The organism is Caulobacter sp. LARHSG274 (assembly GCF_052871235.1).
The window spans coordinates 1-13,743 of the sequence record NZ_JBIXJO010000003.1 but is presented as its reverse complement, the minus strand read 5'-3'; the positions used below and the strand labels follow the sequence as shown (position 1 = coordinate 13,743).

General features: G+C 65.0%; 14 protein-coding genes. 7 read left to right on the top strand and 7 right to left on the bottom strand.

The genetic code is table 11. The annotated features are described in order from the left end of the window. Positions 1-61: 61 nt before the first annotated feature. The gene (locus ACIPQB_RS08370; RefSeq protein WP_446484758.1) at positions 62-688 is read left to right on the top strand and encodes a YdeI/OmpD-associated family protein; all 627 of its coding nucleotides are present in this window, start codon (positions 62-64) and stop codon (positions 686-688) included. Between the two features lie 422 nt (positions 689-1,110). Here ACIPQB_RS08370 and ACIPQB_RS08365 read toward each other — a convergent pair whose 3' ends face one another. Both ACIPQB_RS08365 and ACIPQB_RS08360 read right to left on the bottom strand, forming a co-directional pair. Next, complete coding sequence (locus ACIPQB_RS08365; protein ID WP_446484757.1) at positions 1,111-1,362, bottom strand: hypothetical protein; 252 nt, start codon at positions 1,360-1,362, stop codon at positions 1,111-1,113. A gap of 377 nt (positions 1,363-1,739) precedes the next feature. Next, on the bottom strand, positions 1,740-2,750 hold the full coding sequence (locus ACIPQB_RS08360; RefSeq protein ID WP_446484756.1) for a hypothetical protein: 1,011 nt from the start codon (positions 2,748-2,750) through the stop codon (positions 1,740-1,742). On the opposite strand from ACIPQB_RS08360, the gene ACIPQB_RS08355 reads away from it, so the two are divergent. The 6 genes from ACIPQB_RS08355 (at position 2,703) to ACIPQB_RS08330 (ending at position 9,237) form a co-directional block, all read left to right on the top strand. Next, positions 2,703-3,185: a DUF6650 family protein gene (locus ACIPQB_RS08355; RefSeq protein ID WP_446484755.1), complete on the top strand. Its 483-nt coding sequence runs from the start codon at positions 2,703-2,705 to the stop codon at positions 3,183-3,185. The genes ACIPQB_RS08360 and ACIPQB_RS08355 overlap by 48 nt on opposite strands. Continuing rightward, on the top strand, positions 3,182-3,907 hold the full coding sequence (locus ACIPQB_RS08350; protein ID WP_446484754.1) for a hypothetical protein: 726 nt from the start codon (positions 3,182-3,184) through the stop codon (positions 3,905-3,907). Before ACIPQB_RS08355 ends, ACIPQB_RS08350 begins: the two co-directional genes overlap by 4 nt. A 247-nt stretch (positions 3,908-4,154) precedes the next feature. After that, a complete protein-coding gene (locus tag ACIPQB_RS08345; RefSeq protein ID WP_446484753.1) occupies positions 4,155-5,993 on the top strand; it encodes an ATP-binding protein in 1,839 nt (612 codons plus the stop codon). Between the two features lie 191 nt (positions 5,994-6,184). Beyond that, positions 6,185-6,598: a hypothetical protein gene (locus ACIPQB_RS08340; protein WP_446484752.1), complete on the top strand. Its 414-nt coding sequence runs from the start codon at positions 6,185-6,187 to the stop codon at positions 6,596-6,598. Between the two features lie 280 nt (positions 6,599-6,878). Next, on the top strand, positions 6,879-8,402 hold the full coding sequence (locus ACIPQB_RS08335) for an AbiV family abortive infection protein (RefSeq protein ID WP_446484751.1): 1,524 nt from the start codon (positions 6,879-6,881) through the stop codon (positions 8,400-8,402). A gap of 55 nt (positions 8,403-8,457) precedes the next feature. Then, positions 8,458-9,237: a hypothetical protein gene (locus ACIPQB_RS08330; RefSeq protein ID WP_446484750.1), complete on the top strand. Its 780-nt coding sequence runs from the start codon at positions 8,458-8,460 to the stop codon at positions 9,235-9,237. Between the two features lie 450 nt (positions 9,238-9,687). Here ACIPQB_RS08330 and ACIPQB_RS08325 read toward each other — a convergent pair whose 3' ends face one another. The 5 genes from ACIPQB_RS08325 to ACIPQB_RS08305 form a co-directional block, all read right to left on the bottom strand. Then, the gene (locus ACIPQB_RS08325; protein WP_446484749.1) at positions 9,688-10,563 is read right to left on the bottom strand and encodes a sigma-70 family RNA polymerase sigma factor; all 876 of its coding nucleotides are present in this window, start codon (positions 10,561-10,563) and stop codon (positions 9,688-9,690) included. A gap of 11 nt (positions 10,564-10,574) precedes the next feature. Beyond that, the gene (locus ACIPQB_RS08320) at positions 10,575-11,354 is read right to left on the bottom strand and encodes an SDR family NAD(P)-dependent oxidoreductase (RefSeq protein ID WP_446484748.1); all 780 of its coding nucleotides are present in this window, start codon (positions 11,352-11,354) and stop codon (positions 10,575-10,577) included. A 15-nt stretch (positions 11,355-11,369) separates the two neighbouring features. Beyond that, positions 11,370-11,690, bottom strand: a complete 321-nt coding sequence (locus ACIPQB_RS08315) for a putative quinol monooxygenase (protein WP_446484747.1) — start codon at positions 11,688-11,690, stop codon at positions 11,370-11,372. 377 nt (positions 11,691-12,067) lie between these two features. After that, positions 12,068-12,457: a copper-binding protein gene (locus ACIPQB_RS08310; RefSeq protein WP_446484746.1), complete on the bottom strand. Its 390-nt coding sequence runs from the start codon at positions 12,455-12,457 to the stop codon at positions 12,068-12,070. A gap of 12 nt (positions 12,458-12,469) precedes the next feature. After that, a partial coding sequence (locus ACIPQB_RS08305) for an efflux RND transporter permease subunit (RefSeq protein ID WP_446484745.1) occupies positions 12,470-13,743 on the bottom strand: 1,274 nt, incomplete at its 5' end.

Genomic DNA, 13,743 nt, shown 5'->3' with positions numbered 1-13,743 from the left:
CTGCCCCGACTCCGTAGGGATCGATAAGAGGATCGATCATCCTCTCTGGCGACGGCGACCCATGGCGATGATCACCAACCCCGATGACTTCTTCACCAAGGGCTGCGGTCGATGCGCCAGGTTCGCGACGGCCGACTGCTCCACCCGGCGGTGGATCGACGGGTTGAATGACCTGCGCCGGATCTGTTTGGACGCAGGATTGGAAGAAACGGTGAAATGGGCCCATCCGTGCTACATGCACGCCGGGCGCAATATCGCGCTCTTCGGGGCGTTTCGAGACGACTTCCGGCTCAGCTTCATGAACCCAGGCCTGCTGGTCGACAGCGAAGGCGTGTTGGAGCCGCAAGGTCCCAACAGCCAGACGCCGGGGATGATCCGCTTCACCGCCACCAACCAGGTCGGCGAGAGGCAGGCGGTGATCCGGGCCTATTTGCAGCAGCTGATGGGCCACGCCGAAGCGGGGACCAAGCCTGCGAAGATCGACCGCGAGATCGCCATGCCGGACGAGCTGGTCGAGGCGCTGGATGCAGACCCGGAATTGGCCGAGGCCTTCCACGCGCTGACGCCGGGACGCCAGAAAAGCTACGTTTTCGCTCTGAACCAAGCCAAGCAACCGGCGACCCGGCTTACGCGGATCGGGAAGTTCCGCGGCAGGATCATCGCGGGCAAGGGCGCTCTGGAGAGATAGACGGACGATGTAGCGCCTTGCGCCATGGGCTGGATCGGAGCCACGCCACGCTGCTTCCGCGCCTGGCGGCGATGACACGTGTCGATGCAGCGGAATTGGCGGCGCTAGCGCCGGCCGACCGGGCCCCGCACCCGATGAGAGCGGGCCCAAAACCACCCTACTGCTGGGCTGTTTGCCTCACCGGCCTGCAAGAGGACCAGGCGCAGGGGAGGGCGCCTTGGAGAAGCCCACATACATCGCCGGCGTCCGCAAGGTCCTGGCCAAGTACGACCCCGAGATTTGTCGCGGCTGTACGTGCGACTTCCCGATGAAGGCTACGTCGTTATGCCGTACAGGCTACCGCGCGACGGGTGTCGCTGACCGCAATCACTGCCTGATCGCACAGAGGAATATATTCCTAATTGGAGACTACGTCTACTAACTCAGAGGTCGTTTTCTGGCTCGGCGTAGAATGGGATTAGCCAGTAGCCCAACAGAAACAGTCCCAGACCGACTGCGGCGCAGGCCGTCAGCTTCGAGCTGTAGGTCAGGGTCATCAACATCGAGCCGCCGCAGAGCCCAAACATGACGACGCCGACGGTTCGGATTGCCTGAGCGAACATCGGGATCCGCAGCCGCGTGATGTGCGCCGGCGATTTTTCAAACGGGCTAAGCCTGTGGGAGCGGTTGGCCATGGCAGGAGCATCTCACAAACGGCTGGGCGTTACAGGCTCGATTTTCGGTGTCTGGGTGGTCGCAACGAATGGAGTCAGGCGTTCGCAGGGTTTGGAGCCAGAAAGCACGAAAGAGCGGAACGTTGGAGCAACCGGTGTCAGAGACTCCAAACCTTGAGAACCCGAAAGCCTTAGGGGGCGCGGGGGAGGCTGACTCCAAACCCTGCGACTGACTCGAACGGTTCCAGATTCTGACTCCAAAATCCGCGACTGAGATTCTCATGTGGTATGGAGTCACGTCCGCGACGCTTGGGCCCCGGGCCCAAGTTGGCGCTTCGCCGTGCCGCCGCTTTGGGCGACGGCGCGGCGAACAAGGGCAGGCGTCTCCTTGGTCGCGTTTAGTAGATCTCCAGCTCGGGAACGCCATCGTCGTAGATCGGGCTGAGAAGGTCCCACTCGCCCTGGAAGGCGGTCGCCTCCAGGAATCGCGCACCGTTGAACGCAGCCCAGGCCTCCAGCATGTTCACCAGCAGTTGGAAATGCGGCGGCGGCTCCGCCGTGCGCGTGATCAGCAACTGCGGAAAGCCCGGTCTTTCGGAAAGCGCCACCTTGTGGCGTTCGACGCTGATCCAGACATAGTTGATGTGCGGATAGCCGCCTTCCACTGTCTCGAAGGCGGATTTAACCGCGTAACCCATATTGGCCGCGTCGATCATCGGCTCGCTGTCGTTCATCAGAACCACCAGTCCGGCCGCCTCCGGCAAGCCCAGGCGCGTCTTTGTCGCGCCGATCTGCTCGTTGGCTTTCTGCAGGTGTCGGCGCACGGCCCGGCTTTCCAGGTCGTTGATCATCTTGGTCAGCGGCTCATGGTCGGGCATGCTTTCCAGGATCGGCGCCAGCCCGTAGCGGCCCACGACATAGGGGGCGTCAGGCTGGCGAAAGCGTTCTCGCAGCCGCTGCTCCACCCGATCCTTCGGATCGCCTTTGATCGTCTTCAGCTCGGCGATCAGGCGCCGTTGACCGATCAGATAGTCGGCCTTGGTCGCCGAGCCGTTGATCTGGTCGAAGGCCGCGCCGTCGAGAGACTCATTGTTTGGTTCGGCTTCGAAGAAGCGCTTGACCCGATCTTCCAGGGGCTCGGCCGGCGTCGCGTCGATGGCGAAGCCGGTGAAGTACAGCCGAAAAGTGGTTAGGCCCAACGCGGCGGCGGTGAGTGGGGTGTCGGAGGATTGCGGCATGGCTTGCACAATATAGGCGAAGCTTCGATGGTTGCAGCCTCTGGTCGATGGGATCGGGCGAAAGCTCGAGAAGGAGGGGTGATGAGCAATCCAATCAAGGCGGCCAAGCACCTGAGCGGCGAGATGGCCCGACGGATCACGGGCTTTTCGCCGCCGGCGTTCGGCTTGCAATGGGCCGATCCAGGGACCTCCGATCGCGAGCGCGTCCGCCACTTCTTCATCGAACTGGAGGACAAGCGGGTGCTCTACAATCCGCAATGGCTGGAGGTCCGCTCCCAGGTCGACACTTCGGTCGACAAGATCCGCGCCGTCTGTACAGAAGCGCTGAAAACTTTTTCGGAACGGGACTTCGCGACCGTACCGATCCGCAACGTCCGCGCCGCCTGTCGTCGATATCTTGACGAAACCACGCTCGAATTTCCACATGCCGGGTTCAATCCGCTGGACGAACGTCGGGGCGGTATGTCGCCCGGCGCTTTCGTCGCGCTCGGCGCCTTTCGCGCCTCCTTCGGCCAGGAGGTGGCGCGCCTGGCGGCCTACTACGATCTCGACGTGCAGGGCGAGTTGGCCACCGTCGTGCCCGCCGCCGATGATGGCGCGCCGTGAAGCGCGGACCCGCCGATGGCGACAAACTGCCGGCAGCGCTGGAAAGCAACATCAGCGACCATGCCGCGACCTGGCTGCGCGCCACGTTGGGCAATATTCCGGTGGGCGGCGCCTTGGTCACCGAACTGGTCGGGATGATCATTCCCAACCTGCGCGAGGAGCGAGTGGTGCGCTACCTCGCTCGCCTCGGCGAGAAGCTCAGCGCCACCAACGCGGAGTTGGAGGCCTTGAGGTCGCGCCTCGACGTCGAGAAGGTCGCTTTGCTCGAGGACGGCGCCAGTGGCGCGGCGCGCGCCACCAGCGATGAGCGTATCGAGCAATTGGCGACGATGGTCGCGGCGGGCTTGGTGGGCTCGAGTCGGGACGCTGAAGATCAGCGTGCGGTCGTCCGCATGCTGAACGACATGACCGAGGCTGATCTCCGCTACCTGATGCTCCTGACCAAGACCTATGGTGACGACGGTGAATGGCGCAAACGCAATGGTTTCGACTGGCGCTGGGAAGAGCGCGATGGCCAGCATGTCTCGGTCGGCGACCAGATGGACAATGTCGTGGAAATGTACGTCCAAGGTCGGTTGATCGCCGCGGGCCTGATGGAACGCCGGCTTTCCATCGTCAAGGATCACCTCGACGAGCCCAGGATCGAGGAGGAGACCGAGATCGCCCAGCAGGGGATCGACCTCCTGCGCCGTATGGCCTTGCTGGGACCCCAAGCCCAATAGAAGGCGCGGGGGCTATGCCGGCGAATAAGTCCGTGATTGTTCAAGGTCGAGCTTCGTTGCAGTCTGCACGGGTGGAAACCGATCTCGCCGATCTCGTCGACTTCCCCAAGCTACCTGATCAACACGCTCGACCAGGAGACGCTGCCAGTCACAAAACGCAATTTCCGTCTCCTTAAGAGTGAAGGCCAAGCCTTCTCCCCCGGCGGCGTCAGAGCACGACTGCCACAGACCCAAGGAGACCTAAGCTATGTCCACCCCCGAAAACGCCACCCTTGCGCCCGAACCTGCGCTGACCTGGTCCGCAGACGCGCCGAAAGGCGGCAAGGCTGTGATGAACCGCGTGCTGAAGGACGGTGCCAGTGTGCCGTTGTTCTTCGCTCAGACTCTGATCTCGTCGCTGCGCGACGTGGGATACAACAACACCACTTCGGCGATCTGCGAGCACGTCGACAACGCCATCCAGGCCAAGGCGACCGAGGTTCGCATCTTCTTCCGCCAGACCGGCAAGAAGGGCGACACGGTGATCGACGCCGCCGTCTACGACAACGGTCAGGGAATGGCACCCAACGTGCTGAAGGTCGCGACCTCTTTCGGCGGTTCGATGAACTTCAACAATCGCGCCGGCATCGGCCGGTTCGGCATGGGCATGAAGACCGCCGCTCTGAGCATGAGCCCGATCATGGATCTCTATTCATGGCAGGAACCCCGCACCTACTACAGCATGACCCTTGATGTAGACGCGATCGGTCGAGAGCGGACGAACACCGTCGAGCTGCCGGACCCAACCCTCATGACCGAGTTGCCTAGCGAGCTCACCGACCTGTTCAGCAAGCCGCTCAGCTTCCCGGCCAGCGCCAACGACCAATCCTTGATGGTCGAACGGGGTGAAGACCTTGATGACCGCTTGGGTACGCACGGCACCATCATCTACATGCCCGCCTGTGACCGCCTCACCTACGCCACGGCGCGGACCTTGGTGGAGCACGCGATGAAGGAGATGGCGCGGGTCTATCGGCGCGCCATCAACGAAGGCCTCAAGCTCTACGTCAACAACCGCTTGGTCGAGGCCTTCGATCCGACCTACGCCATGGCCGGCGCTCGCCACGCCCGCTTCCTCGACATCCCGGAAAAGACCAGCCGGCTGATGTTCGCCAAAAAGATTGCGATCCCGCTACGCGAACATGGCACGGAGACCAATGACATCGTTATCCGCCTCTATCGCCTACCGATCGAGCAATGGTCGACGCTGAGCCGCAAGACCCTTCGCAACGACCTGCAGGTGTTCAACAGCCTGACCGTCACCATGCTGCGTAACGACCGCGAGGTCTTCGCCGGCCAGATGACCGACCTGACCACGCGCCACACCGTCACCCATTGGTACCGTGTCCAGATCGACTTCCCGGGGGAGCTGGACGAGGCCTTCGGCGTCGCGGCTAACAAGCAGGGCGTACGGCTGAAGGGCTATGTGAAGGAGGCGATTAAGAAGGCGATCGGCGACGACATCACGACCATCAACGACGAAATCAAGCGTTATCAGGGTGCCCAGGCCAGCGCCCGCAAGGGCGCCCAGCCCAGCGCCGCTGAAGCCCGCGCCACGGATGCTGACCTGCACCAGGCCAAGCCCTTGGAGCTGACGCCGGAGGAAGAGGCCCAGGTCGAAGCCAATCTGCGCACTTTGGCTATCGCGCTGAAGCGGGACGGCGAGACGGACGACGAGGCCTTCGAGCGGGTTAAGGCGTCAAAATACTTGATCGAGTTCAAGCACGACGAATATTGGCCTTTTTACCACGTCGAACACCGCTACGGCCGGGTCATGCTGACCATCAACACGGCTCATCCGTTCTTCGAGCATCTGTACGAACCGCTGCGTAAGCTCGGGAATGGGCAGGCCGGCGACGAAGATGATGGTGGCGAAGCTCCGGCGGCTGAGGTCCAGGACGGACCGCTGGTGGCGCTGGAGCTGCTGCTGCTGTCGCTTGGCCGGGCCCAGGCCCAGGTCACGGCTCAGAATGAGGACGCCCGCAAGATCCTAGAGACACTGCGGCGGGAGTGGTCCGAAACTTACCGCGTGCAGCTGACCGCGTAGGAATCGGCCCCGGTCTGGCCCTTGCCAGCCCAGGGATTTCCTGGCGTACTTCAACCCGAGCGCAAGGCGCTGGCCTACGGGTCCGATCGCTTCATCAGGACACAGCGTTCCTGAAGGAGATCCCGGACCTGGCCGCCGGCGCCGCTCACACCCGCGGCGAACATCCGCCGCACAGACCTGGGAGACTAGTCATGACGGAACTTCCGCATCCGTGGGACGCCTATGCGTCCGCTCAAGCTCAACTTTCCACCCGCACCGCCATTGGCGATCGGTCCTGGGGCCTCGAAGCGGCCTTGAACCGGCTCGTTGTCAGCATGCCGTCGGACCCTGCCCCGTTCGCGACCGTGCAAGCCAGTGCTGAGCGCCGGGCGCGCTACAGCCGCGCCCTCATTGCCCGCAATGTCGCTGCTTTGAATAGCGAAGCACCCTCGGCCACCACGCAGATGGAAGCCCGGTCGGACCTAATCTTCCTGGGCCGCCATCTTTCCGCGCCGGACATGGCCAGCCTGTTGGCCGTTGGGCTTGGCAATTCGGCGTCGACCGAGGCCGCCCGTCAGCGGGTGGCCCGTGCGCGCCGTCGTGCGCGCATGCTGCTGATCAAGTAGACTTCCAACGCCTGGGCACCACATGCGGTGCCCAGGCTGCGGCTCGGGACGCCAACTATGGGGAATCCTCTTTCGGCTGACGACCTGATCCAGGATGGCGTTTGCCGACAAAGCGCACTTCGATGCTGCCCAAACCCACTTCGACGGCAAGCCTTGGAAATCGAACGTCGTCGGCACGGTTGACGACTTCCAATACACCATGCCGTAGGCTTCGCGGCGCGCTGGTGAGGAATGGTGGCGTGGCGCTAGAATAGAACCGCCCATTCAAGAAGCACTGGCCATGGATGAGAAGCTACAGAGAGCGCGCGGTCTTTGCCTTGAGCAGGCTGCTAAGTTCATCGCTGCGGCCGACCGGTTGGGGGGCGGCGTGGACTTCCCCCATATCGTCTACCACCTGAGCCTGCTGGCCCTCGAGGAGGTCGGCAAGGCCAGTATGCTCGGCGGCGGGATGGTTGATCCGGACCGGTTCGAAGGGTCGTGGGTGGCGAAGTCCCTCGATAATCACCGGCGCAAGCTGCAGTGGGCTATCTGGTCGCCCCTGACCCGCATCGATCCCGCCGACTTCGAAGCGGCGCGCCAGTTTGCCGAACACGCCCACGCCATGCGGCTGGCCTCCCTCTATGTCGATCCGGAGGCTGAGGTCACCAAGCCGCCGCCCAGCGACGTGGTGTCGCCCGAGGCCGCCGCCGAGGCGCTTCAGCTCGCTCGCGCTCGCCTCGACTACGAGCAGGCGCGCGGTGCCGAGACCGGCGAGGCTGACGAGCTGACAAGGTGGTTCCTCGACGCCATGTCGAACCCGCAGCTCTCGCGCATGATCCTGAGCCCGGCCTCCATCGCCAAATACCAGGAGCTCGGTGAGCGACCGCGAGAATGGGTGGCATGGATCCGCGAGGGGATCGCGCGCAACGAAGAGGAAATGCGCGCCCTGGCGGAGGCAGAGCTGAAGCGGCCGGCGGCGGAAAAAGGTGAGGAGAAGCCGCGCTGGCGCGCCAATGTCACGATCTACACCCCCTCCCATTCCCTGCGGCCGAAGGCCCTGGCGCGTTGGAACGAGCGGTTTGACACCGTCCAGTTGCTGTGGGCGGGCAAGAAGGACCGCTGCACCCTGCAAATTACCCTCCAGGACAATCTGCCGGTGTCGGCCCTGCACGGGCGCCTCGCCAGCTTGTCGAAGATCGTCCTGGCCTGCCTCAGCATCGCGACGATCGGCTACTTCTGGTTCGAGCCGCCGGGCTTCGAGAAGGAGATGTTCAAGGGCGTCCAGGACCTGGAGAACGGGGCCTCGATGAACATCGACATCGGCGAGAGCTTCTGGGGGACCGGCCGAGCGGTCGCGCTTACCGACGAGATGATCGACCGGGCGGTGACCTGCATGATGGCCTTCATGCCGCTGTCCGGAGCTGAGGCGGAGCCGATCTTCAGCCACTACTTCCACGGTCTGGCGTTCATCGCCAAGTCGGACGTCTATTACAACATGGACCAGACGGCCCGGATGGCCTTCACCTTCGCGCTGTTCGGAGCGCTCCGCGCACACGGCGGGTGGGACGGGACCCAGGCGGACGTCGATCCCTGTCTGCACGCAGCCTTCGCCGAGATGGTGCCCGAGCGCGAGCACCTCGAGCTCCTGTTCAAGTCCCTCACGACCGTCGGCAATCCGGACGAGTCGAGCCTGGCCAACCTGCGCACCGCCAAGCACGTCACCGACCTCTACCTGATCCAGGTCGCCAACCGCACCTGGCGGCGCATCCTGGATGTTGGGACCGCGGGTGACGATGTGACGCCCGCGCAGGGGGACGTCCGGTGAGGGCGCTTGCAGCAACGCTCCGGCCCCCCAGATTCATTTGGAACGAGAGGGCGGGATGGCTGACCTAGAGAAGCAGTCGAAGGGTTTCAGGCCCAAGCGCGTCTTCGGCTACATCAAAGAAAACCCGCACATGGCCGTCTCGATCGGCCTGTTCCTGGGCGGGGGCGGAGCGCTGGCTCTGAACATCACGCCGTTGGCCGGGTCGTTGTTCGGCGCGGGCGGCGCCTTGCTGGGCTCCTGGATCACCGAGCTGAAGAAGCGCCGCACCGATGCGGAGGATAAGGCTAGGCGCCAGGCCGATGCGGTCGACACGTTGGCGCCGGAGCTGCAGCGCACGATCGAGCGGGTGCAGTACATCGTCGACCGCGCGTCGGCGAATTTCATCTGCGAGGCCGCGATCAACGGGGTCGAGACCAAAGACCAGCAGTCCGACTTCCGGCCCTATCGGCCGACCCTTTATCCGAACGCGCCGCAGGTGCGCGACCTACCGGGTGAGAAGGCGATCGCTGTGATCCGCTTCTACGACTCTCTCCACGAGATCGAGAAGCTCGTGGACGACTGGTGGGAGCGGGAGGGCCAGCTTGCTGTCAATGTCTTCAACGTCATCCTGCACGCGGCCGAGAAGAGCTTGCGACTGGGCCAGTTCTGTATTCGCGAGTTCGATCTCGAGGCGCGCTTCCCGCCGCCATACGAGTCCTGGGGCACGTTGACGTCGCGCATCGAGCGCTCGCTCGACAATGCGGCCAAGGCACGCCAGCACCACTTTGACCGCGCCGAGGCCCGGCGCCTTGACCCGGTGAAAGCCAAGGAACCCACGCCGTTTCGGAAATACTAGGTCAACGGTCTCCACGATGGCGAAGCTGACAATAGGTCTGCCCTAGTGGGCCACACGGTGGCTCTCGATGGCAGCCGCCATCTGCTCGACCGCATTAGGAAACTGATCGGGGTCGCGTAGGGCCAGGCACCGGTCCCGAGGTCGCGCACCTCATCGAAATGCCTCGAGGGCGGTTTCCCGGCGATATTCGGCGATATGCATCTGCGCGCGTGCCCAGAGTAGGGCGGCATCGTCAAAGAGAAGCGGCTGACTGGTCATCCCGCATTAGAGGTGCAAACCGCCACGCGCTCAACGACGCCGGACCTCCCTCGCGGTTATGCCCGGCGGCGCTGCGACGGGGGCCGCACGCCACGGCGATCGTGTGCTGAACGTCGCCTTTCTGGAGCCAACCCAACGGCAGCTTATGGCTCGGCCCGGAAACACCGGTAGGCCGGCGCTCTCAGGCATCAGTCAAACGAGGTGAACCGTCGCGCCCTCCATGACGTAGCGCGCGTACAGGAAATCCTGGATGCCGCGCACCTGGCCGTCCTCGAAATCGAGCACGACGACATAGGCTGGCGTAACGAGCGAGACGGCACGTTCGTAGACCAGCATCGCGGCGCGGCCATCGATCGTCGCGGGGGCGAACGCCCATTTCGCGCCAGCCGCCTCGTAGGCGCCGTAGTATTGGCCGACCTCGTCCTTGCCGCGCCTTTGGAACGGCGTGGTGACGAGGTCGAGCCTCACGTCGTCGGCGAGCATCGCGCGCACGGCGTCGAAATCGCCGATCCTGAAGCCGTCCACATAAGCCAGCAGCCGCGCGCGCATCGCCTCCGATAGCATCGGCAGATCGACGTCTTCGGGTTCGCGGGCCAGTTCGCGCAGGCGGGCGCGACCGCGCTGCAGGGCCGATTTCGCGGCGGCTTGCGTCGCGCCCGTGATCGCCGATAGTTCCTCCAGGGAGTGGCCGAGGACGTCCTTCAGGATCACCGTGCTGCGTTGGAGCGCGGGCAGTCGAAGGAAGGTGCGCAGGCTGGTGGCGGCGATATCGGGATCGGGCTTGTCCGGGGCGGCGACCATGGCCAAGTCCTCCTCCGTTCCCATCGGGGCGGTCCGCTGGCGGCGGCGCAGGAAGTCGAGCGCGGTGTTGTGGGCGATGCGGAAGAGCCAGCCTTCCGGATTGTCAAGCGGCCCCACCGTTTCGCGCGCCATCAACGCCTTGAGGAGGGCGTCCTGGACAACGTCCTCGCCGTCGACCACCGAGCCGGTCATGCGCGCGCAGTAGCGATGTAGCGTCGGACGCATCGCCGACAGCATCGCTTCGAAATCGCGCGGTTGATCGGTCATGGGCGAGGTTCCTAGAGGTCGAGCACAAAAGGATCTGTATCCGCGCGAAACCCGTAAGCCACGCCTGTTTCGTAGCTTGGGTCGCTTAGCAGCTCGGCGACCTGCCGACCGATCTGCGCCGGGGGGAGAGTCGGGCCATAGCGCTTGGCCATGTAGTCGTCGACGGTGAGACCCTCTTCACGCGCCTGGACAGTGGCGACGGCATGGCCAAGCTCGGTCCCGGCGATCGCCTGGGTGGGGACCAGGACCTGGAACCGGATCCCCAGCGCGTGATCGTCCGAGGCGGCCTGCGCCTGGTGCGCCATGTACCAGACCATCCGCTTGGCCCCGACATAGCCGCCTGACAGGCGCAGGTTGCGGGGTTCGATCGCCGGATGGCTCATCACCATCGCCGCGCCGCTCGACATGATCAGGACCCGCGAGCCCGGCCGCATCGGCGTATTGAGCGCCGCTTGCACGCCCGCGAGCGTCGCTTTCACGTCAGTGTTCCAGATCGCTGAAAAGCCTTCCCAGTCCTCCTTGTCGATCGTCTTCATTGGCAGGCGCGCGCCGGCGTTGAGCACCAGCACGTCCGGATCGATGTCGGCCACGACGCGGTGGATCAGCGTCGTGTCCGTCGCGTCGCCAGCGACGACTCGGGTGCCGACGTCGCGCGCCGCGCCGAGCCTTTCGGGATCGCGGGCGATCGCGGTGACATCGGCGCCCCGCGCCGCCAACGCTCTGACGATCTCCAGGCCCAGTCCGGCGCTGCCGCCGGTCACGATCGCGCGGCAATGGTCGAGATTGGTCATGCGCCCGCCTCCGGCTCAGGCCTGACGCGCATAGGCGACGGCGCCCATGACCGAGTCGAAGCTGGCGAGCGCCGCGATGCGGGGGAAATAGGCCTGCATGCGCGCGTCTCCCTGCATGGCCCCGACCGCGGCGGCGTCACGCCACTGCGAGATGATTGTGACGCGCGCGCCATCCTGGGCCGCTACGAAACTGGTCGAACGCCAGCCATCCAAGGTCGTGATCACCTCGTCGGTGCTCTGGCGCAGAAGGTCGAGAAGCGCCGCTTGGTTGGCGGGATCGCAGGTCAACACGTTGACCAGGGTCGTCGCGCTGGGATCAAGGGTGGTGGCGTTCATTTTGACGTCTCCATGGCGAGCGTCGAAATGACCTCGCTGTCCAGGAGACGACGCGCCGGATCAAAACGGATCGGCGCCGCGAACTTTTTCGAGACTTTCCTGAAGATCCGCTCGGCGGCCGCCCGTTGACGGCCGCAGCTTCACCGGGACCGTCCGAATGTCTTGTATCAGGCGCGGTCCCAGAGTCCGCAAGTGACGTGTCGGACACGGAGTTCTCGGGTTCGCGTCGCCTGCTCCCCAACAAGCCTCGCGGATCGCAGCCTTCATGGTCCGGGGTTCGATATGACACCTCGGTCAAGTTGTTGGCCGCTGCCGACGCGAGGGCGTCTCGGCTACTGCGAGACCGGCGAGACGCCATCGCGTCTCGCCGCGCCGCCCTATTGCTTGGCGATCGCCGTCACCTCGCCCGATCCGTCATGAAGCTTCAGGTCGAAGGCGACTTTGTCGCCAATCGCCACGCCGTCCAGCAGTGCCGGCGCGATCTTGAAGCCCATGGTCATGGCCGGCCAGCCAGCCTCGGGAATGGCGTCATGGTCCAGGGTGATCGTGCCGGCGGCTTTGTCGATCGCCGTCACGACGCCGACGCCCTTGGCCATCTTGTCGGCGGGCGCCATGTCCATGCCGGCCATGTCGCCGCCCGCCGCCGGGGCGGGCGCAGCGGCTGGGGCCGGCCCGGCCGGCGCGGCGGGCGCCTCGGTCTTGCGGCCGCAGGCGGCCAGGCTTGTCGTCGCCAGCAGGGCGGCGAGGGTTAGGGACAGGGTCTTCATCAGCTAATCTCCTTAGGCTGAGGGGGAAGCAGAAAGGGACGTCCGGGTCCGTCGGCGGCGCAGCAGCAGGTAGCCGGCCGGGATCACGAACATCGACAGCAGGGGTGCGGTGAGCATGCCGCCGATCATCGGCGCTGCGATGCGGCTCATCACTTCGGAGCCGGCCCCGTGGCCCCAGAGGATGGGGGCCAGGCCCGCCAGGATCACCGCCACGGTCATGGCTTTGGGCCGCACGCGCAGCAGGGCGCCTTCGCGCACCGCCGCCACGACCTGGGCGGATGTCGGGTCTGGCCCCAGGGCCTCCATGGCGTGCTTGAGATAGATCAGCATCACCACCCCGAACTCCGCCGAGACCCCGGCCAGGGCGATGAACCCGACCCCGGTGGCGACAGATTGATGGAAGCCCGCCAGGTAGAGCGTCCAGATGCCGCCGGTCAGGGCGAAGGGCAGGGTGGCCATGATCAGTCCGGCCTCGTCGAAGCGGCGGAAGATCACGTAGAGCAGCACGAAGATGATCAGCAGGGTGGCCGGCACGACGATCTTCAGCCGGTCGGCGGCCCGCTGCAGATACTCGAACTGGCCCGAATAGGAGAGGCTGACGCCGGGCGAGAGTTTCACGCGCTGATCAACGGCTTGGCGCAGGTCGCCGACGACCGAGGCCAGATCGCGGCCCCGCACATCGACATAGACCCAGGTCGTGGGGCGGCCGTTCTCGCTCTTGAGCATCGGCGGCCCGTCGGCGATGCGCACGTCGGCGACCGTGCCCAGGGTGATCTGCTGGCCGCCCGGCGTCAGCACCGGCAGGGCCCGCAGGCCCTCAAGGCTGTCGCGAAGTTCGCGCGGATAGCGGACGCTGATCGGATAGCGCGCCAGGCCCTCGACCGTCTGGCCGATGGTCTCGCCGCCGATCGCCCCGGAGACAATCGACTGGAGGTCGTCGATGTTGAGCCCGAACCGGGCGGCGGCGGCCCGATCGATGGTCACATCGACATAGCGCCCGCCGGTCAGCCGTTCGGCCAGGGCCGAGCTGACGCCGGGCACGCCCTTGGCCACGCCCTCGACCTCGCGGGCGATGCGGTCCAGTTCGGCGAGGTTCGCGCCGGAGACCTTGACCCCGATCGGGCTCTTGATGCCGGTGGCCAGCATGTCGATGCGGTTGCGGATCGGCGGCACCCAGACATTGGTCAGGCCCGGGACCTTCACCCGCTCGTCCAGTTCGGCGACCAGCTTGTCGGGCGTCATGCCCGGCCGCCACTGATCGCGCGGCTTGAAGCGGATGGTGGTCT

Coding starts and splice junctions, on each gene's coding strand:
- ACIPQB_RS08315 (WP_446484747.1), bottom strand. CDS start 11,690: ATGAACGCCACCACCCTTGATCCCAGCGCGACGACCCTGGTCAACGTG.
- ACIPQB_RS08325 (WP_446484749.1), bottom strand. CDS start 10,563: ATGACCGATCAACCGCGCGATTTCGAAGCGATGCTGTCGGCGATGCGT.
- ACIPQB_RS08355 (WP_446484755.1), top strand. CDS start 2,703: ATGGCCCGACGGATCACGGGCTTTTCGCCGCCGGCGTTCGGCTTGCAA.
- ACIPQB_RS08345 (WP_446484753.1), top strand. CDS start 4,155: ATGTCCACCCCCGAAAACGCCACCCTTGCGCCCGAACCTGCGCTGACC.
- ACIPQB_RS08330 (WP_446484750.1), top strand. CDS start 8,458: ATGGCTGACCTAGAGAAGCAGTCGAAGGGTTTCAGGCCCAAGCGCGTC.
- ACIPQB_RS08370 (WP_446484758.1), top strand. CDS start 62: ATGGCGATGATCACCAACCCCGATGACTTCTTCACCAAGGGCTGCGGT.
- ACIPQB_RS08335 (WP_446484751.1), top strand. CDS start 6,879: ATGGATGAGAAGCTACAGAGAGCGCGCGGTCTTTGCCTTGAGCAGGCT.
- ACIPQB_RS08340 (WP_446484752.1), top strand. CDS start 6,185: ATGACGGAACTTCCGCATCCGTGGGACGCCTATGCGTCCGCTCAAGCT.
- ACIPQB_RS08365 (WP_446484757.1), bottom strand. CDS start 1,362: ATGGCCAACCGCTCCCACAGGCTTAGCCCGTTTGAAAAATCGCCGGCG.
- ACIPQB_RS08310 (WP_446484746.1), bottom strand. CDS start 12,457: ATGAAGACCCTGTCCCTAACCCTCGCCGCCCTGCTGGCGACGACAAGC.
- ACIPQB_RS08320 (WP_446484748.1), bottom strand. CDS start 11,354: ATGACCAATCTCGACCATTGCCGCGCGATCGTGACCGGCGGCAGCGCC.